The sequence below is a fragment of the Methylomonas montana genome, assembly GCF_030490285.1.
Classification (GTDB): domain Bacteria; phylum Pseudomonadota; class Gammaproteobacteria; order Methylococcales; family Methylomonadaceae; genus Methylomonas; species Methylomonas montana.
In genome coordinates this window covers 1,459,201-1,484,607 of sequence record NZ_CP129884.1, presented here as the reverse complement: position 1 = coordinate 1,484,607, position 25,407 = coordinate 1,459,201, and the positions used below count along the sequence as shown (strand labels likewise).

Below are 25,407 nucleotides of genomic sequence, written 5' to 3'. Positions count from 1 at the left end.
AAAAAGTGCGCGACATAGTTGTTCTTATATTTTTATTCTGCTGCATCGCTGCTGCGATAAAAAAACCTTGGTGGGGAGTATTATCGCTAGCAGTATTCAGCTACTTAAATCCCCATGCCTATGCTTGGGGAGCAGTACGCACATTACCTGTTTATTATGTCTTATTTTTAGTGGTAGCGGCCAGCACCGCTATCACAAAAGACAAACAACCAATCCCCAAAGACTGGCGCATCCCGACTTTTTTACTCCTCTGGATATATTTCATATTTACTACAACACAATCGCCTTTACCCGATATTGCTTGGAGCAAATTTTGGTTTGTCACCAAAATATTTATACCTTTTTATTTCACATGGGTTCTAATCAATACCAGAGAAAAACTTTATTACCTCATCTCCACTATTGGCGCCTCCATCGGCATAGTTGCTGTCAAAGGAGGTATTTTCGCAATTTTGACGGGATTCAGCCATCGAGTATATGGCCCACCCAACACTCAATTTGAAGACAATAATTTGTTCGCGGTAGCGATGCTAATTGCTATCCCATTAATATTAGTTTGGGAAAAGGGGATAAAAAACGCATTGTTAAAAAAAGGAGTCTTACTTTCTATTCCTATTATTTACGCCGCTTCCTTATCCTCATGGTCGCGAGGCGCATTATTGACGATGATAGCGCTGACTTTCACACTAATATCAAATAGTAAACGTAAATATCTTATGATTCCGTTAGTCATAGGCGGAGTATTTTTCGTCACACCCTATTTGCCCGAAGAGTGGTTTGGACGGATGCACACCATGGAAACCTATGAAGAAGATGCTTCAGCAATGCAGCGAATCGAAGCCTGGACTGATGGCTGGAATCATGCCTTGAGTCATCCATTTACCGGCGCGGGTTTCGACGGCTGGATGCACGTCACGATGCGAGACTGGCATAGTTCTTACGTAGAAATGCTAGCTGAACACGGTTTTATAGCATTCGGATTATGGATATCTTTATTGCTGGGCAGTCTTATCAGCTTGACTAGTCTAATAAGACAAACAAAAGGAGTTGAAGGATTGGAATGGGTGGGACATTATAGTTTGATGACAAGAACATCAATAGTCTGCTATATGGTTGGAACGGCTTTCCTTGGGTTATCTTATTGGGATCTTATTTACCATTTGGTATTCATCGCCGCATTAATTAAAAAATTCGCATTGGAAGAGCTTGTGAAAAAAAATGGAATGAACAATAATAAAACCAAGAAAGACCAAAAAGTCATCGCCTGATTAAACGTTATTTAAAATTAACCCACATACAGTGATGGAAATAATATTGTTATTTTTCTACTGCCCAACCATCGCCGCATTGATTCTCACTGTTGCATTAACAATACTAACATTACATAACTACTCAAGAACAGGCCCAGGCATACAAAAAGAAATAGAAAAAGAATTTGGGTACTATGCCATTTTTTCCTTGTCCAGATTAATACTCTGGCTGTTTATTGTTTTATTTTTGTTTTCACTTCCCGGGCCTATCACTGTATTTTCAATATCAAAGCTGACCCCTTTAATACACTTCGATTTTAGAACATGTTTATTTAGTTGCTTTTTATCAGCCACGACCATTTGTGCCTATTCTTTTTTATACCAACTTTTATATACACCTGGCAGCATTCAACTATCTTTTCAATATCGATTTTCCAGACTATTTACTTTATGGAAAATTCTTTCACCAAACAGAATTCTCGCACTTAAATATTTATTAAATTTCTGGCTACTATCCGCGTTAGCCGCTGCATATTTTTTCGCCACAAAAGAAAACAATTATGCACTGATATATTACTTGTCATTAACTGCTGCCTTATACTTTTACATTTACCATTCATTAAAAAGCAAGGAACCACCTCCGGTACAAACAACAAAACAAGACAAACCCAATATTATCATGATAGGCTCCGATACTTTGCGTTACGACCGAGTAGACAACCGCAGTTATCATAGAACACTTACGCCCAATATTAATAAATTACGTGCCAATGGATTGTTATTAAACAATTGCATCACCCCGCTCGCCAGGACGGCCCCCGCCATTGCCTCTTTATTCACAGGACTGTGGCCCCATCATCATAAAATTCGAGACAATTACCCATACGAAGCAGATTGCAAATTACAGCAGCCTTCTTTAGTGGACATATTAAATGATCAAGGCTATCGCACAGCCGTAATTTCCGACTGGTCTGGCGGGGATTTTGCCAAGCTAAGTTTCAACTTTAAAGAAACATCACTTCCGGAGGATCAGTGGAACATAAAGCTTTTATTAAGGCAGGGACCATCCCTCATCAGAAGCTTTATTTCCCTATTTACAAACAATGAGCTAGGCAAGCGTTTTTTGCCAGAGCTTTATTATCTAGCCGGCGTACCCTTAGTTCGCCAACTGGGCCTAGAGTGCAGACAATTAATGGCTCGTTCTGGGGAAAAGGGGCGCCCTTTCTTCATAAACTTATTCACCTCTGCCACTCACGTTCCGTTTAATTCAGAATACCCGTACTATAATCTATTCACCCCCAAGGATTATAAAGGCGAGTCCCGCTTCATCATGACGCGCCTAGCGTCAGCCGAGGAAATCATTAATAAACAAGAACGAGGTGCGGAATCATTTGACGTCCAACAGATCATTAATTTGTACGATAGCTGCGTAAAGCAATTCGACGATGAAGTTGGAAAAATAGTGGACTATATTGAAAAATCCGGTTTAACCGATAATACCATTATCATCATATATAGCGATCACGGTGCCGATTTTTTTGAGACCGGCAGCTGGGGACAAGGTAACACACTCGTCGGCAATGACCCAAGCGGGCGGATTCCATTAGTCATAAAAGGCCCAGGCATCCCAAAAGGCATGGATTTCCCCTACATCAGTCGCACGATCGATATAATGCCGACTCTTTTAAACCTACTCGATATCCCTATTCCCACAACGCTGGATGGTGTCAATTTAATGCCATTCATTAATGCAAAGACATCACCGGAACTCTTTGCATTTCAAGAAACTGGTATCTGGTTAGGAAAAATCCCAGGCTTACATCCCGAACAAATTCTCTATCCCAATATTGCCGAGTTGCTTGACATTCCTAACAGGAAAACAGGCACATTAGTAGTGAATGAAAAATATTACCCCACTGTGATACGAGCCAAAAGCCGATCCATACAAAATGAAAAATGGAAGCTCATTTATCTATCCACCTATTCTGGGCCGGTTTATCAACTCTACGACTTGGAATGCGACCCATATCGCGATGTATTGGATCAATATCCCGATATAGTTAGCTTATTGAAAGCGGCGCTAGAAAATCACATGAACAATGACACCGGTTTCCAACAAAATTGATTTGTAATAGATGTTATCGAGACAGAATCAACGATGACATCGAAATCAGTTATTGATGATAACTTGCCTACTGAAATCCAAAACAACTAGCCATTAATTCATAGCGCTGAATTGTTATCCGATAGTTCAATAGTAATTTTTTGAACAGCCAACTATTCTGGCAGATATTGATCGAGAGAATGTTTCATAATTTCAACCTCTGGAAACCATAAAGCATTTTCATTAGGTCTATTTAATAAAATAACGTGGAGCATGGGATTGAAAATAGATGACCAAGCGGAAAGAAAGGACGAGGAACGGATAACCGTATTACACTTCGATAACAATAACGAATTTACTAAAGCGTCTCTTCCTTTCAAATAATTATCACCGCCAGTTCCCAACGTGTGAATAGCCTCTCCACCTTCGCTTCTAAAGTGATCATCATGAGAGATAACTTCTACGTCAGGAAATTTGAGCGCAATATGCCGTAAAAAAGGCCCTTCGTCCGTGGCAACAAATATGACATCCGTATCGGAGTGATCAGCTAGATAATTGCGTATGGTTTTTTCGCAGAAATCCCAATTTACTCTCGGGGCTTCGATAACTTTGTCCGTACCGCGGTAATGGACGCCTAGGACTTTGCGATTGGCGAAATGATCCGTAGTGAACGCATCCACTTCAGAAGCAATCTCCGGCTGTATAGCAATCGATTGCTTAAAAAGGGCAGCGGCATGCTCCAGAGTTAATTCATGGTAGCACCAACCCGGCAAATGAAGATCCTTGATTTTTCGAATCCTCGTAACATATTTTGGGTGATAGTCAGCATCGTAACCATGCTCACGTAAAGCTAAATTGGTAAAATAATATTTAAACCAGTCGTTTCCTCGGTTAGCATCGATATAATTTAGTGATGTCAGCTCGATATACGGGATTAAATTATTTCTTTGGCAATAATACAAAACTAGCAAGCACCAATTAAGTTTCGCAAAAAAACCGAGCTTGGGATTATGCATCTCTATGGCAAAGACCCCTTTATTGAAACTCTGGAAAAACTGGTAATAATGCGGCTTAGTGAAGGAATCGATAGCGGCCAGAGCATATTCGGGATGCCTCATTTTCTCGATTTTCCACCACAAATGTTTTATATTCATCTACGCCCCATAAATAATCAAATAAGCACAAACTCCATTTAGACTAACTTTCATTCCCAAAATATAGCGCAATCATATCCAAATTAGAGTACCGACTAGATCGCCCATAACACCCGCAATAATTGCGAATCAATGTCACCCGTCAATTCGAATTTTTGTTCATTTAGTTGGAAAATATAGACAGAACCAGACAAGAACGCTAAGTCGCTTTTCACTGAACGAATATCAATTCAGTTTTTTGACATCGATATATTTGAATATAAGTTCAGCTTTAGTGAGCGCCCTCTTCGATATCACATTGCAATCATGCACGGTCAACGATAATAATCGAGATACCAACCGACAAACCGCTCTATCCCCTGCTCTATCGTCGTATTAGGTTTATAACCCACATCCGCAACCAAGGCCTCGACATCGGCATAGGTGTCTGGCACATCGCCCGGTTGCAGTGGCAACAGGTTTTTCTCGGCGGTTTTCCCCAAATAGCGCTCCAGGGTTTCGATATAGGCCATTAATTCCACCGGGCTTTGGTTCCCGATATTGTAAACCCGCCACGGCGCTCTGCTGGTTCCTGGATCGGGCTTGAGACCGCTCCAATCGGAATTGGACTGAGCATTGTGGTCCATAGTCCGAATCACGCCTTCGACGATGTCGTCGATATAAGTGAAGTCGCGGCGATGTTTACCATAATTGAAAACGTTGATTTTTTCGCCGGCTAAAATAGCTTTGGTGAACAAAAACAAAGCCATGTCTGGACGACCCCAAGGACCGTAAACGGTGAAAAACCGTAAACCGGTAGTCGGTAGCTGATAGAGGTTACTGTAGGTATGCGCCATCAGCTCATTAGCTTTTTTTGACGCGGCATACAGGCTCAGCGGATGGTCGACATTGTCATGTACTGAAAACGGCATCGATTCGTTAGCGCCGTAAACCGAACTGCTGGATGCATAGACCAGATGCTCGACCTGATGATGACGGCAGCCTTCCAGGATATTGATGAAACCGACAATGTTGCTGTCAATATAGGCATGCGGATTTTCTATGGAGTAACGCACGCCCGCCTGCGCGGCCAGATTAACGACTTTTTGCGGCTGATGTTTTTTGAAAAGTTCTTCCATGCCGGCCCGATCGGCAATATCCAGACGAACATCGGTAAAACCGGCATAGTCTTTAATCCGCGCCAAACGACTGATCTTCAGATTAACATCGTAATAGTCGTTAAGGTTATCGACGCCTATGACTTCGTCGCCGCGCTCCAGCAGCCTTAGCGCCAAATGACTACCTATAAAACCGGCGGTACCGGTCACCATGATTTTCATCGTTACAGCCTGGCGTCGGTTTGATCAGAGGGAAACAGATATTTAAGGTCGTAAATAATCGCCTGTTCCTTGCCCAGGGCCCTGATCTCGGCTATCGACATTTGTTTAAACTCTTGATGAGCAACTGCCAGGATAATGGCGTCATATTTAGCTTGAGTCGCATTTTCGACCGGACGGATGCCATATTCTTCAAAAGCTTCATCGGCATTGACCCAAGGATCATAAACATCGACATTGACACCGTAAGTTTTCAATTCCGCGACAATATCGACTACGCGGGTATTGCGAATATCAGGGCAGTTTTCCTTAAAAGTCAGACCCATGATCAATACCTTGGCATCCTGCACCTGGATGCGTTTTTTCAGCATCAATTTAATCAATTGCGAAACCACATAGGCACCCATGCCGTCGTTGATGCGGCGGCCGGACAAGATCACTTCCGGGTTATAACCAATGGCTTGGGCTTTATGCGTCAGGTAATAAGGATCGACACCTATACAGTGGCCACCCACCAAGCCGGGACGAAATGGCAAAAAATTCCATTTAGTGCCTGCCGCCAGCAATACTTCTTCGGTATCGATGCCCAGTTTGTTGAAAATCAGCGCCAGCTCATTAATCAGCGCGATATTGACGTCGCGCTGAGTGTTCTCGATCACCTTGGCGGCTTCGGCAACCTTGATACTACTGGCTTTGTGCGTACCTGCGGTAATGATACTTTTATACAAAGCATCGACTTTTTCGGCAATTTCGGGGGTTGAACCGGAAGTCACCTTCAGAATATTAGTGACCCTATGCTGCTTATCGCCCGGATTGATGCGTTCCGGACTATAGCCGACGTAAAAATCCCGATTAAACGTCAGACCTGATACTTTTTCCAGAATCGGCACACACACTTCTTCGGTCGCGCCGGGATAAACGGTCGACTCGTAAACGACGATGTCTCCGGATTTGATGGCTTTGCCAAGCAAATCGCTGGCTTTTTGTAGCGGTGTTAGATCGGGCTGTTTGTGTTCGTTGATTGGCGTCGGAACGGTGACAATGTAAACCGAACAATCGGCAATGTCCTGTAGATCGGCGCTATAGGTCAGCAGAGTAGCCGCCGCGAGTTCTTCCTCGCTAACCTCCAATGTGTGATCGCGTCCGGCCCGCAGCTCTTGGATACGATGTTGATTGATATCGAAACCCACGGTCGGATATTTGCGGCCAAACTCCACGGCCAACGGCAAACCCACATAACCCAGCCCAATCATGCCAATTTTAATGTTGCCTAACATCTAGCAATGCCTCCTCTGTCCCTCTTTGAGTATTAATGACGCTAAATCATTTCTTAACGATACAAGCCCACGCCATCAACCAAGTCTGAGATTGATAGCTCTCGGCCGTTTTCGGCAAGCTACCATTCAGCACCATCGCCAACACATTATTGATAATGCCGAAGAAATAAGTGTAGGCCAATAACGGGTCTATGGCCTTCATTTCGCCGTCTTTCACGCCGTTCTGGAAAATGCGTTTGATCTTGTTGAATGCCGCAGTTTCCAGTAAGGGTTTCGGTTCCGCCAAAAATTCCTCGCTTTTGACAAACAGCAAAAATTGCACGATTTCCGGCGCATCGTCGGTCAATTTAAACAGCAAATCGACGACTTCTCGCAGTTGCTCGGCCGCTTTGCGATTCCGTCGGCGAATATCGTCAATCGATATACTAAGGCTATCGAGGATATTTTCGTGCAACGCCTGCGCGATGGCTTGTTTGGTTTTAAAAAACTGATGAATGCCGCTATTGGTTTTAAAACCCAGCGCATCCTTGATATCGGTTAGCGAGGTATTGAAATAGCCTTTCTTGGCAAACAACTTTAAGGCGGCTTGCAACACTTCATCTTGCGTGACGGCGTTATTCTGTTTATTTTCTAATTCTAATTCTTGTTCCATGCTCTTATATACAGCTTTACCTGCTGTTTACTCTCTGTTATTGCAGTGTCGATACTGCTTATTGTTATTCGCTGATGGTGGAAAATGCCGCCATAAGATAATTAATCATCGACCACAAAGTTAAAATAGCCGACAAGTATAGCAACCAGTAACCCATCATATTAATTGGCAAACCGAGTAAATCGTCCTTATACAGCAACAAACTGACCGCAGTCATTTGCGCCGTCGTTTTCCATTTACCTAATTGGGATACTTTGACTTTAGCACGCTGACCAATCTCAGCCATCCACTCCCTTAATGATGCAATTGCAATTTCCCGACCGATAATGATGGCGGCGGGCACGGCTAAATACGGATTACCCTGGGCTTGCACGATCAGCACCAGAACAAAAGCCACCATCAATTTGTCCGCCACCGGATCCAGAAACGCGCCAAACGCGGTCTGCATATTCATTTTTCTAGCCAGATAACCATCTAGCCAATCCGTCAGACCAGCCACTAGAAAAATAGCCGTGCAAGCCAAATTGGAATATTGCCACGGCAAATAAAACACCACAGCCAACAACGGTATCAAGGCGATCCGCAATAAGGTCAAATAGGTCGGAATGGTGAATCTAATGGCCATCTTGATGGTGAAATGTATCGTAAATTCGCTGTGCTAATTGTCGGCTGATACCTTCTATACTGGCTAAAGCATCCACACCCGCACTGGACACACCCTGTAACCCGCCAAACTGTTTCAGCAAAACCTGTCTTCTTTTCGGCCCCAGCCCGGCAATATCTTCCAGTGCCGATTGTTTATTAACTTTGCCGCGCCGCTGTCTGTGCCCGGTTATCGCAAAACGATGCGCTTCATCGCGTATCTGTTGAATCAATAACAAAGCAGACGCGCCAGGCGTCACGTCCAAGGGCTGCTGCTTACCCACCAAAATGATTTTTTCCATTCCGGCTTTGCGATCTGGCCCCTTGGCGACGCCGACTATCATAACATCGTTTATCTCCAATTCGGCCAAAGCCTTTTCCGCCTGTGCAACTTGGCCTTTCCCGCCGTCTATGAAAAGAATATCCGGCGCCTGATGCTCGCCTTGCTTCAGACGTTTAAATCGTCTGAATACCGCTTGATATATCGCCGCATAATCGTCCCCCGCAGTAATGCCTTCGATATTAAAGCGGCGATAGTCGGATTTCACAGGCCCTTCTCTATCAAACACCACACAGGAAGCCACCGTCTGCTCGCCTTGGGTATGACTAATATCGAAACATTCCAAACGGCTGGGCGTTGCGTCGCAACCCAATTCTTGCTGCAAACTAATAAAGCGTCCTTGCAAACCCTGTTTATCGGCTAACCTGGCGTTCAAAGCATTCTCGGCATTGGTCATCGCCATCTGCAGCCACTTCATCCGCTCGCCGCGCACATTGCTGGCTATTGCCACCGCATGCTTGGCCTGCTCCGCCAATACTTCCGAGACGAGTGCCGACTCTGGCAAAACATGACTGACGATCAGTTCGTGCGGGACAGTTTTGTCTAAATAATATTGGGCGATAAAGGCCTGCAATATTTCAGCAGGCTGATTTTCATCGCCAATTTTCGGAAAAAACTGCCGATTGCCCAAATGTTGGCCATTGCGGATAAAAAACACCTGCACACAGGCTGTGCCGTTTTTGGCCGCGCAAGCAACAATATCGACATCGCCTTTTTCGCCTTCCACACAATGCTTTTCCAATACGGCTCGCAAGCGGACGATCTGATCGCGATACGCGGCAGCTTGCTCGAACTCCAGCTGCACGGCGGCGGCCTCCATCTTGCCGACCAAGCGATCGATCAACAAACCGCCCTGCCCTTCCAAAAACAAAATGGTATTTTCGACATCGTTAGCGTACTGCTCTTTGCTAACCAAGCCCACACAAGGCGCGGTGCAGCGTTCGATCTGATGCTGCAAGCAAGGCCGGGAACGGGCGTTGTAATAGGAGTCCTCACACTGGCGCACCGGAAAGATTTTTTGCAGCAACTTCAAGGTTTCCTTCACCGCACTGGCACTGGGATACGGCCCAAAATACTTACCGCGCCGTTTCTTGGCGCCGCGATGGAAGGTCAGTTGCGGGAAATCGTGAAAACTGGAGATGAAGACATAGGGATAGGATTTGTCGTCGCGCAAACTAATGTTGTAGCGCGGCTTGTGACGTTTGATCTGCTGACTTTCCAGCAGCAAGGCCTCGCCTTCGGTATGCGTCACCGTTACCTCTATCCCGGCGACTTTGGCGACCATGGCCTGCTGCTTAGGCGACGCGGCATTACTTCTGAAATAACTCGAAACCCGGTTTTTCAGATTTTTGGCTTTACCGATGTAGATAATCTCGCCTTTTTCGTCCAGCATCTTGTAAATGCCGGGCCGTTGGGTCAGCGTCTTCAGAAAGGCTTTGGCATCGAAGCCAGGCAACTGGTTTTCAGTCACGCGCGGACAGCAAGGCTTGAATAGTCACGAACACCGCAGCCAGCATCTCCTGACTCAGGCGCTTGGTCTGCACGTTATACCGACTGCAATGATAAGAACTGACCAAGACGTTGCCGTCCGGTAGTTCGAAACGGACATGGTGAGCAAATTTAGCCGCATTGATTTTCAAACCGTAGGCGCGCAGCACCGCCTGATGGGCGATATTACCCAAGGCCAATATCACCGATTTTTTTGGCAGGGTTTTAATTTCCTCGGCCAGATAAGGATTGCATTGCTTGATTTCATCGCCGGTCGGCTTGTTTTGCGGCGGCAAACATTTGACGGCATTGGTTATCCGACAGTTGCTGAGCCTTAAACCATCGGCCAGATCGGTGGATTGCAATTGATTGCTGTAACCGAAATCGTACAAGGCCTGATACAACAGCAAACCCGCATAATCGCCGGTAAAGGGTCTGCCCGTTGCGTTGGCGCCATGCATGCCAGGCGCTAATCCGACGATCAACAGTCGTGCGTCCGGATCTCCGAAAGGCGCAACCGGTCCGGCATGATAATCTGGATACTTGTGCTTTACATCGCAGAGAAATTCCGCGAGTCGCGAGCATTGTTTACAGTCTTGATTGAAATAGGTTTCGATCGACATTATGCGGTCATAAGGCTAAAGGCTAAAGGCTAAAGGCTAAAGGCTAAAGGCTAAAGGCTAAAATAATTTTATCGTCAGTAAGGCTGTTCGGCTGAAATTTATCCACAAAAAAGGGCCTTACGGCCCTTTCTGCATGGCAAAGTCGGAATCGATTACTCGCTATCGACTTCTTTCATACTCAAGCGCACCCGACCTTGACGGTCGATTTCCAGCACTTTTACTTTTACGACATCGCCTTCCGACAGTTTGTCGCTGACTTTTTCAACGCGCTCATCGGAAATTTGCGAAATGTGCACCAAACCGTCTTTGCCTGGCAAGATGGTCACGAACGCACCGAAGTCCATCAATCTGACCACTTTACCTTCGTAGGTTTTACCCACTTCCACTTCGGCGGTGATTTCTTCGATCATGCGTCTGGCTTCTTCGCCGGCAGCTCTGTCGACGGAGGCGACGTTAACCACGCCGTCATCGGTCAAATCAATGCTGGCACCGGTTTGTTCGGTGATGGCACGAATAGTGACACCGCCTTTGCCGATAACTTCGCGGATTTTAGCCGGATCGATTTTAAAGGTGATGATGCGCGGCGCGAAGTCGGACATTTCGGAACGGGTGCTGGACAAGGCCTTGTTCATCTCGCCCAAAATGTGCAGACGACCTTGCTTGGCTTGTTCCAACGCAACTTTCATGATTTCCGCGGTGATACCATCGATCTTGATGTCCATTTGCAACGCGGTGACGCCATTTTCGGAACCGGCCACTTTAAAGTCCATGTCGCCAAGGTGATCTTCATCGCCCAGGATGTCGGACAATACTGCAAATTTATCGCCTTCCTTGATCAGACCCATCGCGATACCGGCAACCGGTGCTTTGATAGGCACGCCGGCATCCATCAGCGCCAAGCTGCTGCCGCAGACTGACGCCATGGAGCTGGAACCGTTGGATTCGGTGATTTCCGAAACCACGCGGATCACGTAAGGAAATTCCGCCATGTTAGGCAGTACGGCCGCCACACCACGTTTTGCCAACCGGCCATGGCCGATTTCGCGACGCTTCGGCGAACCGACAAAACCGGTTTCGCCAACACTATACGGCGGGAAGTTGTAATGCAGCATGAACGGGTCTTTATACTCGCCGGACAGTGCATCGATGATTTGCGCATCGCGCTCGGTACCCAGGGTCGCTACAACCAAGGCTTGGGTTTCGCCGCGGGTAAACAATGCAGAACCGTGGGTTCTAGGTAGCACACCGGTTCTAACGGTAATCGGTCTGACGGTGGTCAGATCGCGACCGTCGATACGTTTGCGATCATTCAGAATCGCGCCACGCACTACATCGTATTCCAAATGTTCGATGACATTGCGAATATCGGCCTCGCTATATTGACCATCAGCAGTCAGTTTCTCAACTACCGCGCTTCTGATCGCACTCAATTGGTCTTGTCTAACCAATTTTTCGGCCACTTGGTAAGCCGCTTTGATGCTTTGCTCGGCTTCGGCGGCCACTGCTGCTTTAAGCGCAGTGTTAGTTTCTGCCGGTGTCCAGACAACAGCTGGAGTGCCGACCGCAGCAGCGAATTCGTTGATGGCATTGATGGCCACTTGCATTTGTTCGTGACCGAACAATACCGCGCCCAACATCACTTCTTCTGACAGTAAAGCCGCTTCGGATTCAACCATCAATACCGCATGCTGAGTACCGGCAACCACCAATTGCAGTTGCGATTCTTTCAGCGCCGGCTTAGCTGGATTCAGCAGATATTGGCCATCTTTATAACCAACGCAAGCCGCGCCCAAAGGACCGTTGAAAGGCAAGCCAGAAACAGCCAGTGCCGCAGAAGCACCCAACAGGGCCGGAATTTCGGTATCCACTTCAGGATTCAGCGACACCACCGTGGCAATAATTTGCACTTCGTTGGTGAATCCTTCCGGAAACATCGGACGAATAGGTCTGTCGATCAGGCGGGAAATCAGGGTTTCTGTTTCGCTAGGACGGCCTTCGCGTTTAAAAAATCCGCCGGGAATTTTACCGGCCGCAAATGCTTTTTCCTGGTAGTTAACGGTGAGCGGGAAAAAATCGCCGCCGCTAGCTTCTTTTTTACCAACCACGGTCACCAGCAGCGAAGTGCCTTCGACATCAATCATTACCGCGCCATTGGCTTGACGGGCAATTTCACCGGTGGATAACGTGACGAGACGATCGCCGTACTGAAATTCTTTCCTGATAGGATTCACTATAAGGTTCCTTTGTTTAAAGGTTATGCTAAAAATTTGCCTTAAAGCAGAAACGGCGCCCGATGCGCCGTTTCCAGTTTTGTGCTACTTACGAATGCCCAAACGTTCGATCAACGAACGATAACGAGTCACATCTGTGTTTTTCAGGTAATCCAGCAATTTACGGCGTTGGTTTACCATGCGCAGCAAGCCGCGGCGCGAGTGGTTGTCTTTTTTATGAGTAGCAAAATGCGGAGTCAATTGATTGATGTTGGCGGTCAACAAGGCCACTTGTACTTCTGTTGAACCGGTATCGGTATCCGACAAACGGTATTCTTCAACGACTGCTTTTTTCTGTTCTGCTGATAATGACATTTCTTAATCCCTATCGATTAATTTTAAGTGAATGAAAGCCATCTTTCGATGACCCGATAGCCGCGTTTCCACAATAGGGTGTAGAAACCATGCGGTTTTTTCCTGGATAATCAAGCTGTTTGACCATCCAAATGAAATAGTTTTTTCGGCGCCAGTTTACCATCCAATAGGATTTCCCCCAACCCCAAAAAGGTCTGCGGCGAGTATATTCTGACTGGACCGGTCTTGTCCGCGCTAAAGGCAATGCGCTGGCCTTGCTTGATTCGCTCGGCCTGTTCGACTGACAGCGACACTTCAGGCATATCCCGTAGCGGCACATCCAGCGCGATCAAAATATCCTGCAATTGCTTGAAGTCCATGGCCTGCAACTCCTGCAAGGTATAAGCCTTGTCCAGCTCGAACATGCCGGCCTTGGTCCTGCGCAACGCCGTCACCGTACCGCAACTGCCCAGCCAATGACCGATGTCTTCGGCCAGCGAGCGAATATAAGTGCCCTTGGAGCAAAACACATCCAACGTCAATTGCCCGGCTTCGGCATCGACATTTAACAGTTGCAATTCATAAATGGTAATCGCTCTGGGCTGCCTGTCGACGGTTTTACCTTCCCTCGCCAACTCGTACAACTTCTTGCCCTGATGCTTGAGCGCCGAATACATTGGCGGCACCTGATCGATCAGCCCGGTGAAATGCTGCAAACAAGCTTGTAAGCGCTCGGCCGTCAGGGTTGGCAACGGCATTTCAGCGACGACCTTACCTTCGCTATCGCCGGTATCGGTCATCACGCCCAGTTGTATCGTCACCTGATAACGCTTGTCATCATCCAGCATCAACGCCGATACTTTAGTCGCCTCACCGAAACACAGCGGCAACAAACCGGTGGCTAAGGGATCCAGCGCCCCGGTATGCCCCGCCTTGTTGGCATTGAACAGTCGCCGGACTTCCTGCAAAGCCTGATTGGACGATACGCCTAAACGTTTGTCGAGCAGCACGATGCCATGCACATCGCGCCCGGACTTACGTTTTGCCATCAATCGTCCTGTTGCGGTTTATCGGCGATTGCGTCCGGCTTTTCACTAGCTTCCGTATCCTTGCCGTGATCCAGATCGCCCAGCAACTCGGCGACACGCATCCCGGTATCGAAGGAATGATCGTAGTAAAAATGCAGCTCGGAGATATGCCGCAAACGCATGCGCTTGGCCAGTTCATGACGAATAAAAGGCGAAATCTCGTTCAACACCTTCACATTCGCGCGCTTGCCGGCCTCATCCTCGGCATCCAACACCGTGACATAGATCTTGGCAACCGCCAGATCCTTGGACAACTCGACGTCGTTGATCGTCACAAAACCCAAGCGGCTGTCGTCGACATCGCGCTGCAATATCGACGCCAACTCTTTCTGCATTTCCGACGCCACCCGCTGACTGCGGCCGAACTCTCTTGCCATTAGATTTCCCGTCTGACTTCGATACGTTCAAAGACTTCGATCTGATCGCCGTTTTGAACATCGTTGTAGTTCTTCACGCCAATACCGCACTCCATGCCCATTTTCACTTCATTGACATCGTCTTTGAAGCGGCGCAGCGATTCCAACTGACCTTCGTAAATCACCACGTTGTTACGCAGCACGCGGATCGGCAGATTGCGTTTGACGAAACCGTCGATGACCATACAGCCGGCAACCGCGCCGAATTTCGGCGAACGGAATACATCGCGGACCTCGGCCAAACCAACGATTTTTTCCTGAATTTCCGGCGCCAACATCCCGCTGATCGCGCGTTTCACTTCGTCGATCGCTTCGTAGATGATGCTGTAATAATGCAGATCGATGTCTTTTTCTTCGATCAATTTACGAGCAACCGCATCGGCGCGGACGTTGAAACCGATCAAAATCGCACTGGAAGCCAATGCCAGGTTAGCATCGCCTTCGTTGATGCCGCCGACGCCGCCATAGATGCATTTGACTTGCACTTCTTCGGTAGACAAGCCAACCAAAGATTCACGCAAGGCTTCCAAACTACCCTGAACGTCGGTTTTGATAACGACATTCAGCGTGGCGGTCTCGCCAGCGGACATCCGCGAGAACACATCATCCAGTTTCGAGGCATGTTGCGCGGCGTGACGATTAGAGCGCTTGCGGTCTTCGCGGTGGGCAGCCAATTCCCGAGCGATACGCTCGTTCTGTACTACCAAGAATTCGTCGCCGGCATCGGGCGTGCCCGACAAACCCAAAATTTCCACCGGCGCACTAGGTCCGGCCGATTTGATGGCATGCGAATTTTCGTCGAACATCGCCCGAATCCGGCCATATTCGTGACCGCACAATACGAACTCGCCCTTGCTCAAAGTACCTTTCTGAATCAGTATCGTCGCTACCGCGCCACGGCCTTTATCCAGACGCGATTCGATACAAATACCGGATGCAATACCGTCGGCGGGCGCTTTTAATTCCAAGACCTCGGCCTGTACGATCAGCGCTTCGATCAATTCGTCGATACCGGTACCGACTTTAGCCGATACTTTCAGGAACTGCACGTCGCCGCCCCACTCTTCCGGTACGACGTTCAATGTTGCCAATTCCTGCATGACCCTGTCCGGATTGGCTTCGGGTTTATCGATTTTGTTCAGCGCGACGATGATAGGCACATTCGCCGCTCGAGCGTGGTCGATAGCTTCCCTGGTTTGCGGCATCACGCCGTCGTCGGCCGCGACCACGACGATAACGATGTCGGTGACTTCGGCACCGCGAGCACGCATCGCGGTAAACGCAGCGTGGCCCGGCGTATCGAGAAAAGTGACCGCGCCGTGATCGGTTTTAACCTGATAAGCACCGATGTGCTGGGTAATCCCGCCCGCTTCGCCGGCGGCGACCCGGGTTTTACGGATGTAATCCAACAAAGAGGTTTTACCGTGGTCGACGTGACCCATGATGGTAACGATAGGCGCTCTCGGCTGAACTTTACGCTCGTCGCTTTCGCCTTGTACTTCGGCCAGCATTTCCTGCTCGAAGTCGTCCTCGCTCTGCATGATGGCTTTATGGCCCATTTCCTCGACCAAAATCACCGCCGTTTCTTGGTCGATGGTCTGGTTGATCGTGGACATAATGCCCAGTCTCATCAAATGCTTGATGACTTCAGCGGCCTTGATGTTCATTTTAGCGGCCAAATCCGATACGACGATGGTTTCCGGAATGGTCACGTCGTAAACGGTTGGCGCGACCGGTTTTTCGAATTTATGCCGACCTTGATTAAGATCCGGTTCGAATTCCGGTTTTTCCCGCCGTGACGGCGCTTTGCCTTTTTTGCCTTTCCCGCCGCGACGCGCGGCATCGCCACCACTTCTGTCGATATCACCATCGGTGGCAGGTCCACGCGCTGGCTTGAACTCGGCTTTTTTCTTGTGCAAGGTGGTTTGTTGCTGTTTCTCTTCGGCTTTCTTTTTGACTTTTTCGGCGGTTCTTTGCACCGCCGCTTCCAGCCTTTCTTTCTTTTCTTGCTCCAAACGCTGTTCTTCGGTCATCACAGCGGGCTTGGCAACGGCTGGTGTTTCAGGTGCAGCAGCTACTTCGACAACGGCTTGCGGTTCGCTAGCCTCGATACGCGGCTCTTCAACCGGCTCGCTGACGGCTTGCTCGACAACATCGGTCGTTTGAGCGGCGCCTTGCGCTAAAGCCTGCTCTTCTTTAGAGGCTTGCTGAGCCTTATGCTGCTCATGCAACTGGCGACGCTTTTCCTCTTCGATCGCTTGCTGCTTTTGCTGCTCTTCCAAAGCGTGCTTGGCCAATTCCGCTTGCTTTTGTTCGTCGTTGCCGTGAACGTCGCTACGTTTGATATAGGTTTTTTGTTTACGCACTTCGACACTGACGGTTTTCACCGCAGTACCGGGCGGCGTTGATTGTTTTAATTCGGTTTTGGTACTGCGTTTAAGCGTAATACGCTTGGGCGCGGCCGCTTCCTGATCGGCATCGGTTTTACCATGGCGCTTGCGCAGATGTGCGAGCAGTTTGACTTTCTCCTCATCGTCGATCACATCGTCAGGCGCGCTAGCCGTTAGCCCGGCCTCCTTCAACTGCTCCAAAAAACGATCGAGAGGGATGCCAACTACCTCTGCCAATTCCTGTACTGTTTTATCGCTCATAGTATCCTCCTGCCTCAGCCCTTGTCCTCTGCGAACCAAGATTCGCGGGCTTTCATGATTAGTTTACCAGCACGCTCCTCGGTCATGCCGGTAAATTCGATGATGTCGTCGATGGCTTGCTCCGCTAGATCGTCCAATGTAATGATGCCCTTGGTCGCCATTTCTTGCGCCAATTCATCGTCCATACCGTCCAGCGCCAGCAATTCCTCGCTCGGCTCGGCGGTTTCTATTTTTTCCTCGGAAGCAATCGCGCTAATCAATAAAGCGTCTTTCGCTCGGCTACGCAGCGCCTCCACCAACTCCTCATCGAAGCCTTCGATCTCCAGCATTTCATCCACCGGAATATAGGCGATTTCCTCGATGTTATTCAGACCGACATCAACCAGAATACCGGCGATTTCCTCATCCACATCCAACAACTCCATGAATTGCTGCTTGGATTTGGCGGCGGCTTCGTCATGGTTTTTCCCGACTTGCGCGGCATCTTGAATATTCAATTCCCAACCGGTTAACTCGGTCGCCAGACGCACGTTTTGACCGCCACGGCCTATCGCTTGCGATAAGCTGTCGGTAGCGACCGCCACGTCCATACTGTGCTTGTCTTCATCGACTACAATCGATTGAATTTCCGCCGGCGACATCGCGTTGATGACGAATTGGGCATCGTTGCCATTCCACAGAATGATGTCAACCCGCTCGCCGGCCAGCTCGTTGGAAATCGCTTGCACCCTGGAGCCGCGCATACCGACGCAGGCACCGACCGGGTCCAAGCGCGGATCGTTGGCTCTGACGGCGATTTTAGCGCGGGAACCCGGATCGCGGGCCGCCGCTAAAATATCGATCAAGCCTTCGCCAACTTCCGGCACTTCCAGCCGAAATAAAGCAATCAACAATTCCGGCGCGGTGCGGCTAACAAACAATTGCGGACCGCGTGGTTCGGAACGTACGGCTTTCAGATAACCGCGCACCCGGTCGCCCATCCGCACCGGCTCCTTGGGAATCATGTCTTCCCGAGCGATATAAGCCTCGACATGACCGCCTAAATCCAGGTAAATGCTGCCTTTTTCCAGGCGCTTGACCACACCGGTGACCAATTCGCCCACCCGGTCTTGATAGGCTTCGACGATTTTCTTGCGCTCGGCTTCGCGTACCTTCTGGATGATCACCTGTTTCGCGGTTTGCGCGGCAATCCGGCAAAAATCGACCGACTCGATCTCTTCCTCGACAAAATCGCCGACTTGAATGTCAGGATTATCGATCTGCGCGGCTTCCAATAAGATTTGCCAACCGGGATGCTCGACATCGCCGTTGATTTCCGGATTGGCATCGACCACTTGCCAGCGGCGATAAGTCAGATAATCGCCGGTCTGGCGATTAATGGCGACACGGGCCTTGATAGGATTTTCGTAACGTTTGACGGTCGCCGCTTCCAACGCGGACTCAATGGCCTGAAAGATAATTTCCTTGTCGATCTCTTTTTCATTAGCAAAAACGTCTGCTACTAATAAAATTTCTTTATTTGCCACTGCGACCTCCTTTGTTGAGTAAGTATTCCGGCACCAAACGTGCCTTGCTCATTGCCTGAAATGGCACTCTTAACAGCTGTTCGCCGTCCTGAAGCACGACAGTCTCGCCTTCGACGGCCTTGATCTGTCCGGTAATTTTGCGGCGCTTGTCGATGGGTTTGAACAAACTCACCAGCACGGTACTGCCAATAAAACGCTGAAACTGGCTCAGTTTAAAAAACGGCCGATCCGCGCCGGGCGAGGACACTTCCAACTGATATTCGCCTTGAATCGGGTCTTCGACATCCAGCGCGCCACTGAGCTGATGACTGACCTTGCTGCAATCTTCCAGCAGAATACCGTTTTCGCTATCGATATAAATGCGCAGCATGCCGTGTGTCGGATGCGGGTTGTACTCGATCCCCACGCACTCGTAGCCAAGACCTTCCACAATTGGCTCGATCAAATCCACCAAATGTTCAGGAGCCTGTTTCATTACTGCCTCGCCTTTTCAAACACAAAAAAAAAGAGCCTCAGGCTCTTCCATAAACGACCAACAACCCTTGGACTTCGTCTTTTCGGAAGCCCACAAAACAAAAAACCCCATAAAGGGGCTTTCATATCTAAAACCACGCTAAATCATGGTGCCCAAGGACAGAATCGAACTGTCGACACGAGGATTTTCAGTCCTCTGCTCTACCGACTGAGCTACCTGGGCAAGTATTTGATCTAAAACTGTGGTGCCCAGGGACAGAATCGAACTGTCGACACGAGGATTTTCAGTCCTCTGCTCTACCGACTGAGCTACCTGGGCGGCGCTAAGAGCCGCGCATTAAACTAGGTTATGAGCGATTAGTCAAGGAAAATACCTCAAATAGCACTCAGCTAGACAGCGCGCGAGGTTTTATGCAATTCTTCGCAGCCTTAAAATCCCGGCGATTCTACCATGAAATACCTGGTTTTAGCCGCGCGACGCCTATTTTCGAATTCCCTATCACCTGAGACCGTTTATGCAAGCTTTCACCAACATCCGCGCCCTGATCATCGATATGGACGGCGTTCTCTGGCACGGCGACCAGGCCCAGACCGGCATCGTCAAATTTTTTCAGACGCTGCGCGATTTAAGTCTGCCGTTTATTCTGGCCACCAATAATGCCAGCCTGACAGCCGAACAGTATGTCGGCAAGCTGGCGAATATGGGCGTCTCGGTGACATTAAACGAAATACTGACGTCAGGCATGGCGACTGCACTATATTTATCGGAGCGTTACGATCCGCGCACCACCCGCGTCTTCGTGATAGGCGGTATCGGCGCCAGGCAACCGTTGCTCGACCTCGGCTTTCAGCTGACCGGACTTTACGAAACCGACGCCGACAATCGCGCGCACTTGGTTGTTTGCGGCATGGACCGGGAAATCAGCTGGGATAAACTGGCCACAGCCACTTTGAACCTGCGAGCCGGCGCTCACTTCATAGGCACCAACGGCGACCTGTCATTACCGACCGAGCGTGGCGAAATTCACGGCAACGGCGCGATTTTGGCGGCGCTGACCGCCACAACTGGCGTGGAGCCGATGATCATAGGCAAACCCGAACCGATCATTTACCGACAAGCATTAAACTTGTTGGGGACTGAACTGGCCCAGACCATTGCCATTGGCGACAGACTGGAGACCGACATTCTAGGCGCGGTGCGTACCGGCATCCGCAGTATGATGGTGCTCAGTGGTATTTCCAATGAAAAAGATGTCGAGGCGGCCGACTACGGCCCCACCTGGATCGTTCCCGACATTCGCGACATCACCTTGATGCTGCGCAATAGCGCGCTTTAACCCTCTTCTCAAGCAAAATACCGCGGAGGCTAACCATGAAAAAATTTATCGACAGCCCGGAAACCTTATTGCAAACCAGCTTACAAGGCTTTGCCAAGGCTCATGCCGACATCGTGCAATTCAACCAGGAACCGCGCTTTGTGTATCGAAACACTCGTAAAACCGGCAAGGTCGCACTGATTTCCGGCGGCGGCTCGGGCCACGAGCCTTTACACAGCGGCTTTGTCGGCGTCGGCATGCTGGATGCCGCCTGCCCCGGCCAGGTATTTACTTCGCCGACGCCAGATCAGATGCTGGCCGCCGCACAAGCAGTCGACGGCGGCGCCGGCGTATTGTTCATCGTTAAAAATTATGCCGGCGACGTGATGAATTTCGAGATGGCCGCCGAGATGCTGGAGCTAGCCAATGCCAGCGTGTTGATCAACGACGACATTTCCTTACCAAAATCCCACAGCATTGGCCGTCGAGGCGTGGCCGGCACCGCCATCGTCGAGAAAATCGTTGGCGCCGCCGCCGAAGCCGGCGCCGATTTAGCGGCGTGTAAAGCACTGGGCGAACGGGTCAATCAAGCCACTGCCTCGATGGGCGTAGCCTTGAGCAGTTGCACGGTGCCGGCGCTGGGTCATCCAACCTTCGCCATCGCCGAAGACGAAATCGAAATGGGCGTCGGCATCCACGGCGAACGCGGCCGGGAAACGGTGAAGCTGGTGAGCGCCAGCGAAATAGTCGAACAACTGGCCGGGCATATTGTCGAAGAATTGAAACCGGCCGCCGGGCAAGCCGTCTTGTTGCATGTCAACGGCTTCGGCGCCACGCCATTGATCGAATTGCATTTGATTTATGAACTAGCTTGGCAGTTTTTCAATCAACGCGGCTTGAATATCCAGCGCTCGCTAGTCGGCAATTTCACCACTTCGCTGGACATGGCCGGCTGCTCGTTGACGCTAACCCTAATGGACGAGGAAATGCTGCGCCTGTGGGATGCCCCGGTGAATACCGCGGCGTTACGCTGGGGCTGCTAAATTAGCGGCCAGCTGAGCTTAGGCCAATACTACCTCCCAAAAAGAGGTTGTCGTAAAGGTGGGTTTGGCTGAATACAATGGAGCCCAACATTTTGATTTTGTTGGGCTTCGCTATGCTCTACCCAACCTGCATTTGACTTTTACGACAACCTCCAAAACCTGGGGAGTGGTTTCGCCCACTTCCCAGCAAATCGTCTTACTGCCATTTTGTCAACACCCCAGCTATCGCTGCCACCATCAATTGCGCGGTTTTGGCGCCAGCATCGATGTGACCTTTACTACGCTCGCCCAGAAACGAAGCGCGGCCCTTGGTAGCCAGCATGTCGCGCGTCGCTTCCACGCCGATTTCCGCGACGCCGCACAGATGATCCAATAGTTCCGCCAAGGGCTTACTCGCCTCGGCGTCTTGGCGCAGGGCTTGCGCCACCGGGACCAACACATCCAGCATGGTCTTCTCGCCGACATCAGCCTTACCGCGCTGTTTGACCGCTTCCACCGCCAACTGAAACGCCTCGGCAAATCCCGCCAAGTCTTGAGTTTTGTCGTGACTATTTTTACCGAGACTGATGAACAGCGTCGCGTACAAGGACCCGGAGGCGCCGCCCACCGCCGCCATCACCGTCATGCCGATCTTCTGCCAGGCGGCAGGCCAATCGAGCTGAGCAATCTCGGCGGCATGCTCGCGCAAAGCTTGCAAGCCGCGCTGTAAATTAAATACATGATCGCCGTCGCCTATCGCCTGATCCAGCTCCGTCACCTCATCGGCATGGACTTCGATGGTGTCGATCAGCGCTTGAATCAAATCCGGAAACAATACGGGGGTCAATGACATGCTGCCTCCTACGCAACAATGCGGTTAAACCCTGAGCATAGCCAATCCAGGCAAGCATTGTCCAGTCGCCCTCTGTAACAAAACTGTCATCATCGCTCGCTAGACTGGCGGCTTTTAACTCGGCAACTCCCCGCTCACGATGCTATTTCCCGTCAATTCCATCGAAATCGCCTTAAAAGACGCCAGAAGACATCGACAGGAGATAGAAGATATTCCAAGCCCGCAACCCGCCACCGTTGGACGCTTGTTGAATTACGTCGAACCGATTAACGACAACACCCGTTGCGTGGCAGTACTGGATCATTTCATCCGCAACGAAAACTTGCCCGCGGTGACCGTCGTCGATCGTAACCACACGCCTGTCGGCATCATGGACCGTGGCAGAATCAGCGAAATCTTTCTGCGGCCGTTCGCCCGCGATTTGCTCTTCAACAAGCTAATCACCGAGATCATGGACGACCAGCCGATTATTGTCGACGTCAATGCCGGCATTGACGATGTCGCGCAAATCATCATCGACTCCGGCATGCGGCATATGGTGAACGGTTTCGTGATTCTGCGAGATGGCATATACGCCGGCATGGCTACCGGACACGCCTTGCTGGAGGAAATCACCTACCGCAAGCAACGCGATTTATATCTGCTCGCCCATTACGATCAACTAACCGGCTTGCCGAATCGTCTGATGTTCAAGGACAGACTGCAACAGGCCTGCCAAAACGCGGTGCGTAACCAGCGCATGATCGCGCTGGTTTTTGTCGACCTGGACCGCTTCAAATTCATTAACGACAGCATGGGTCATAGTTTCGGCGACCGGCTGCTACTGACCGTCGCCGAACGTTTGACCGCCAGCGTCCGACAAAGCGACACGGTCTCCAGGCTGGGCGGCGACGAATTCGTGATCATTTTACAAAACATCGACGGCGAGTCTTGCGCCACCGCGGTAGTCACCAACATCATCGCCGCCCTGCGCCAGCCCATGTCGATTTACGACCATCAATTCCAGGCCACTGCCAGCATGGGCATCGCCCTGTATCCCCAGCACGACCGAACCCCGGAAGGCTTGATTCGCAAGGCCGATGCCGCCATGTACCAAGCCAAACAACAAGGCCGCAACCAATTCGTCGTCTATGCGAAATCGATGGATCACGGCATGCAGGAACGCATGCACCTGGAAACGCAGCTACGAATAGCGATGGAAACCATGGATTTCTCGCTGGCGTATCAACCGCAAATTCAGCTCAGCGACCGGCAGGTGGTCGGCGTGGAAGCCTTGCTGCGTTGGCGACATCCCAGCATGGGCATGGTATCCCCGGCAATATTCATTCCCATCGCCGAAGAAACCGGGTTAATTCTGGCGATTGGCGACTGGGTACTCAGGGAAGCTTGCCGACAACATTTAACCTGGATTCGGCAAGGCTTGCCGGCGTTTCGCATGTCGGTCAATATTTCCGCCAAGCAATTCGAACAGCAAGGCTTTGCGGCGAGGGTCAAACAGATCATCGAGGAAACCGGCATCGACCCGCAAAATCTGGAATTGGAATTGACCGAGGGCGTGGTGATGACCCACGCGGAAAATGCGGTACGAACCTTGACCAATCTGCGCGAGCTCGGCGTCAAATTGGCTATCGACGATTTCGGCACCGGCTATTCCAGCTTAAGCTATTTACGCAAGTTTCCAATCGACAAAATCAAGATCGATCAATCGTTTATCAGACACATCCAAACTACGCCCGCCAACGACGCCATTGTCAGAGCCATCATCGCCTTGGGCAACAGCCTGGGCTTGGTGACGATCGCCGAAGGCGTGGAAAGCGACGACGAACTGGAGTGTATCGAAAACCATCAATGTCACGAAGTGCAAGGCTATCGCTTTGCCAAACCGCTAAGCCCAGTGGACTTTAGCATTTGGCATCGACAATTTGTCGACAATATAGGCTAAAACAATCTAACAAACCCGGCGCTAATCGCTTTCGGCTAAACCCAGATCAATCGATTCAATATCAAACTCCAAGTCCTGATCGGTGAAATGATATTTTTCGCGCAAATAAGCCACTAGCCAGGCATGAGTATCGGCCTGCCGTTGCCCGCTGGCTTCGTTCATTTGCAACAAACGCTGTCGTACCGCATGTTGCGGCAATAGCAGCAACTCGATATCGGCCATCGACACAAATTTTTCCGGATGGGGACTTTTGCCGTTGAATATTTTGAACAGCTGATGCTTTTTTAAGCCCAAATGGGTGTTCAGCTCGTCTTTAAACTCGATGAACAGCGGCAACAAATCGCTGCCGACACAGGCATCGTCGTGCAATTTATGCAAACGGTTTAAAAGGTGGTATACCGCAAACCGGTACAATTCGGATTCGCGCACAAAAAGCCGCGCGGCGGTGGATCGCACCGCAATCCGGTCGGAATTGTTCAACCGAATCGACACGATGTGCTTTTTATCGTCTAAAAGATGTTCGTTATCGTTCAACGCAAGTCCTTTGTGGGTAAATCGCCGGCAAACTCGCGCCGGTCGAAACAACTTAAAGTTGAACAAATCTAAAGCATTAATGTTACAGATTTATAACAAAATCGGCGTCGCCGGAAATTTTCCGTTAGTAAAGTCTGCAGTATCCGGCCACCCGCTACTATCCAAAGGTTTTCGC

The 25,407-nt window shown here is 49.7% G+C and carries 21 protein-coding genes and 2 tRNA genes; 5 read left to right on the top strand and 18 right to left on the bottom strand.

Annotated features, from left to right (window positions below):
* Positions 1-5: 5 nt before the first annotated feature.
* Complete coding sequence (locus tag QZJ86_RS07030; protein WP_301937615.1) at positions 6-1,268, top strand: putative O-glycosylation ligase, exosortase A system-associated; 1,263 nt, start codon at positions 6-8, stop codon at positions 1,266-1,268.
* A gap of 46 nt (positions 1,269-1,314) precedes the next feature.
* Positions 1,315-3,375 carry a sulfatase family protein gene (locus QZJ86_RS07025; protein ID WP_301937613.1) on the top strand — a complete coding sequence of 687 codons (2,061 nt, stop codon included), beginning with the start codon at positions 1,315-1,317 and terminating at the stop codon, positions 3,373-3,375.
* A 152-nt stretch (positions 3,376-3,527) separates the two neighbouring features.
* Here the strand turns inward: QZJ86_RS07025 and QZJ86_RS07020 are convergent, their stop codons facing one another.
* The 16 genes from QZJ86_RS07020 to QZJ86_RS06945 all read right to left on the bottom strand — a co-directional run bounded on the left by QZJ86_RS07020 (position 3,528) and on the right by QZJ86_RS06945 (position 19,884).
* The gene (locus QZJ86_RS07020; RefSeq protein ID WP_301937612.1) at positions 3,528-4,508 is read right to left on the bottom strand and encodes a nodulation protein NodZ; all 981 of its coding nucleotides are present in this window, start codon (positions 4,506-4,508) and stop codon (positions 3,528-3,530) included.
* 314 nt (positions 4,509-4,822) lie between these two features.
* Positions 4,823-5,827: an NAD-dependent epimerase gene (locus tag QZJ86_RS07015; protein ID WP_301937610.1), complete on the bottom strand. Its 1,005-nt coding sequence runs from the start codon at positions 5,825-5,827 to the stop codon at positions 4,823-4,825.
* Between the two features lie 2 nt (positions 5,828-5,829).
* Positions 5,830-7,101, bottom strand: a complete 1,272-nt coding sequence (gene tviB / locus QZJ86_RS07010) for a Vi polysaccharide biosynthesis UDP-N-acetylglucosamine C-6 dehydrogenase TviB (RefSeq protein WP_301937609.1) — start codon at positions 7,099-7,101, stop codon at positions 5,830-5,832.
* 46 nt (positions 7,102-7,147) lie between these two features.
* Positions 7,148-7,753 (bottom strand): TetR/AcrR family transcriptional regulator, encoded by a 606-nt coding sequence (locus QZJ86_RS07005; protein ID WP_301937607.1) that lies wholly within the window; start codon positions 7,751-7,753, stop codon positions 7,148-7,150.
* A 64-nt stretch (positions 7,754-7,817) separates the two neighbouring features.
* Positions 7,818-8,378: a CDP-diacylglycerol--glycerol-3-phosphate 3-phosphatidyltransferase gene (gene pgsA, locus QZJ86_RS07000; protein WP_301937605.1), complete on the bottom strand. Its 561-nt coding sequence runs from the start codon at positions 8,376-8,378 to the stop codon at positions 7,818-7,820.
* A complete protein-coding gene (gene uvrC / locus QZJ86_RS06995; protein WP_301937603.1) occupies positions 8,368-10,206 on the bottom strand; it encodes an excinuclease ABC subunit UvrC in 1,839 nt (612 codons plus the stop codon). The genes pgsA and uvrC overlap by 11 nt, the downstream gene beginning before the upstream one ends.
* Positions 10,199-10,846 carry a uracil-DNA glycosylase gene (locus tag QZJ86_RS06990; protein WP_301937601.1) on the bottom strand — a complete coding sequence of 216 codons (648 nt, stop codon included), beginning with the start codon at positions 10,844-10,846 and terminating at the stop codon, positions 10,199-10,201. Before QZJ86_RS06990 ends, uvrC begins: the two co-directional genes overlap by 8 nt.
* A gap of 152 nt (positions 10,847-10,998) precedes the next feature.
* Entirely contained in the window at positions 10,999-13,077 is a 2,079-nt protein-coding gene (gene pnp, locus QZJ86_RS06985; protein WP_301937600.1) for a polyribonucleotide nucleotidyltransferase, read from the bottom strand.
* Positions 13,078-13,161: 84 nt separating this feature from the next.
* A complete protein-coding gene (gene rpsO, locus QZJ86_RS06980; protein WP_301937598.1) occupies positions 13,162-13,431 on the bottom strand; it encodes a 30S ribosomal protein S15 in 270 nt (89 codons plus the stop codon).
* 110 nt (positions 13,432-13,541) lie between these two features.
* On the bottom strand, positions 13,542-14,459 hold the full coding sequence (truB, locus tag QZJ86_RS06975) for a tRNA pseudouridine(55) synthase TruB (RefSeq protein WP_301937596.1): 918 nt from the start codon (positions 14,457-14,459) through the stop codon (positions 13,542-13,544).
* The gene (rbfA, locus tag QZJ86_RS06970; RefSeq protein ID WP_301937595.1) at positions 14,459-14,875 is read right to left on the bottom strand and encodes a 30S ribosome-binding factor RbfA; all 417 of its coding nucleotides are present in this window, start codon (positions 14,873-14,875) and stop codon (positions 14,459-14,461) included. Before rbfA ends, truB begins: the two co-directional genes overlap by 1 nt.
* Positions 14,875-17,565, bottom strand: a complete 2,691-nt coding sequence (gene infB / locus QZJ86_RS06965; RefSeq protein WP_301937594.1) for a translation initiation factor IF-2 — start codon at positions 17,563-17,565, stop codon at positions 14,875-14,877. The genes rbfA and infB overlap by 1 nt, the downstream gene beginning before the upstream one ends.
* A gap of 14 nt (positions 17,566-17,579) precedes the next feature.
* Positions 17,580-19,091: a transcription termination factor NusA gene (gene nusA / locus QZJ86_RS06960; RefSeq protein ID WP_301937592.1), complete on the bottom strand. Its 1,512-nt coding sequence runs from the start codon at positions 19,089-19,091 to the stop codon at positions 17,580-17,582.
* Complete coding sequence (rimP, locus tag QZJ86_RS06955; RefSeq protein ID WP_301937590.1) at positions 19,081-19,566, bottom strand: ribosome maturation factor RimP; 486 nt, start codon at positions 19,564-19,566, stop codon at positions 19,081-19,083. Before rimP ends, nusA begins: the two co-directional genes overlap by 11 nt.
* 146 nt (positions 19,567-19,712) lie before the next feature.
* A tRNA-Phe gene (locus QZJ86_RS06950) sits at positions 19,713-19,788 on the bottom strand.
* Positions 19,789-19,808: 20 nt separating this feature from the next.
* A tRNA-Phe gene (locus QZJ86_RS06945) sits at positions 19,809-19,884 on the bottom strand.
* 196 nt (positions 19,885-20,080) lie between these two features.
* Here QZJ86_RS06945 and QZJ86_RS06940 point away from each other — a divergent pair.
* Both QZJ86_RS06940 and dhaK read left to right on the top strand, forming a co-directional pair.
* Positions 20,081-20,902 carry an HAD-IIA family hydrolase gene (locus QZJ86_RS06940; protein WP_301937588.1) on the top strand — a complete coding sequence of 274 codons (822 nt, stop codon included), beginning with the start codon at positions 20,081-20,083 and terminating at the stop codon, positions 20,900-20,902.
* A gap of 35 nt (positions 20,903-20,937) precedes the next feature.
* Positions 20,938-21,924 (top strand): dihydroxyacetone kinase subunit DhaK, encoded by a 987-nt coding sequence (dhaK, locus tag QZJ86_RS06935; RefSeq protein WP_301937586.1) that lies wholly within the window; start codon positions 20,938-20,940, stop codon positions 21,922-21,924.
* 196 nt (positions 21,925-22,120) lie between these two features.
* Here dhaK and dhaL read toward each other — a convergent pair whose 3' ends face one another.
* Positions 22,121-22,756: a dihydroxyacetone kinase subunit DhaL gene (gene dhaL / locus QZJ86_RS06930; protein WP_301937584.1), complete on the bottom strand. Its 636-nt coding sequence runs from the start codon at positions 22,754-22,756 to the stop codon at positions 22,121-22,123.
* A gap of 139 nt (positions 22,757-22,895) precedes the next feature.
* Here dhaL and QZJ86_RS06925 point away from each other — a divergent pair, with 139 nt between their 5' ends.
* A complete protein-coding gene (locus QZJ86_RS06925) occupies positions 22,896-24,698 on the top strand; it encodes a putative bifunctional diguanylate cyclase/phosphodiesterase (protein ID WP_301937582.1) in 1,803 nt (600 codons plus the stop codon).
* Between the two features lie 21 nt (positions 24,699-24,719).
* On the opposite strand, the gene QZJ86_RS06920 is transcribed toward QZJ86_RS06925, so the two are convergent.
* Positions 24,720-25,232, bottom strand: coding sequence for a hypothetical protein (locus QZJ86_RS06920; RefSeq protein WP_301937581.1), 513 nt, complete (start codon positions 25,230-25,232; stop codon positions 24,720-24,722).
* Positions 25,233-25,407 lie beyond the last annotated feature (175 nt).

Coding starts and splice junctions, on each gene's coding strand:
- QZJ86_RS07020 (WP_301937612.1), bottom strand. CDS start 4,508: ATGAATATAAAACATTTGTGGTGGAAAATCGAGAAAATGAGGCATCCC.
- QZJ86_RS07015 (WP_301937610.1), bottom strand. CDS start 5,827: ATGAAAATCATGGTGACCGGTACCGCCGGTTTTATAGGTAGTCATTTG.
- tviB (WP_301937609.1), bottom strand. CDS start 7,101: ATGTTAGGCAACATTAAAATTGGCATGATTGGGCTGGGTTATGTGGGT.
- QZJ86_RS07005 (WP_301937607.1), bottom strand. CDS start 7,753: ATGGAACAAGAATTAGAATTAGAAAATAAACAGAATAACGCCGTCACG.
- pgsA (WP_301937605.1), bottom strand. CDS start 8,378: ATGGCCATTAGATTCACCATTCCGACCTATTTGACCTTATTGCGGATC.
- QZJ86_RS06990 (WP_301937601.1), bottom strand. CDS start 10,846: ATGTCGATCGAAACCTATTTCAATCAAGACTGTAAACAATGCTCGCGA.
- rpsO (WP_301937598.1), bottom strand. CDS start 13,431: ATGTCATTATCAGCAGAACAGAAAAAAGCAGTCGTTGAAGAATACCGT.
- truB (WP_301937596.1), bottom strand. CDS start 14,459: ATGGCAAAACGTAAGTCCGGGCGCGATGTGCATGGCATCGTGCTGCTC.
- rbfA (WP_301937595.1), bottom strand. CDS start 14,875: ATGGCAAGAGAGTTCGGCCGCAGTCAGCGGGTGGCGTCGGAAATGCAG.
- infB (WP_301937594.1), bottom strand. CDS start 17,565: ATGAGCGATAAAACAGTACAGGAATTGGCAGAGGTAGTTGGCATCCCT.
- rimP (WP_301937590.1), bottom strand. CDS start 19,566: ATGAAACAGGCTCCTGAACATTTGGTGGATTTGATCGAGCCAATTGTG.
- QZJ86_RS06940 (WP_301937588.1), top strand. CDS start 20,081: ATGCAAGCTTTCACCAACATCCGCGCCCTGATCATCGATATGGACGGC.
- dhaK (WP_301937586.1), top strand. CDS start 20,938: ATGAAAAAATTTATCGACAGCCCGGAAACCTTATTGCAAACCAGCTTA.
- dhaL (WP_301937584.1), bottom strand. CDS start 22,756: ATGTCATTGACCCCCGTATTGTTTCCGGATTTGATTCAAGCGCTGATC.
- QZJ86_RS06925 (WP_301937582.1), top strand. CDS start 22,896: ATGCTATTTCCCGTCAATTCCATCGAAATCGCCTTAAAAGACGCCAGA.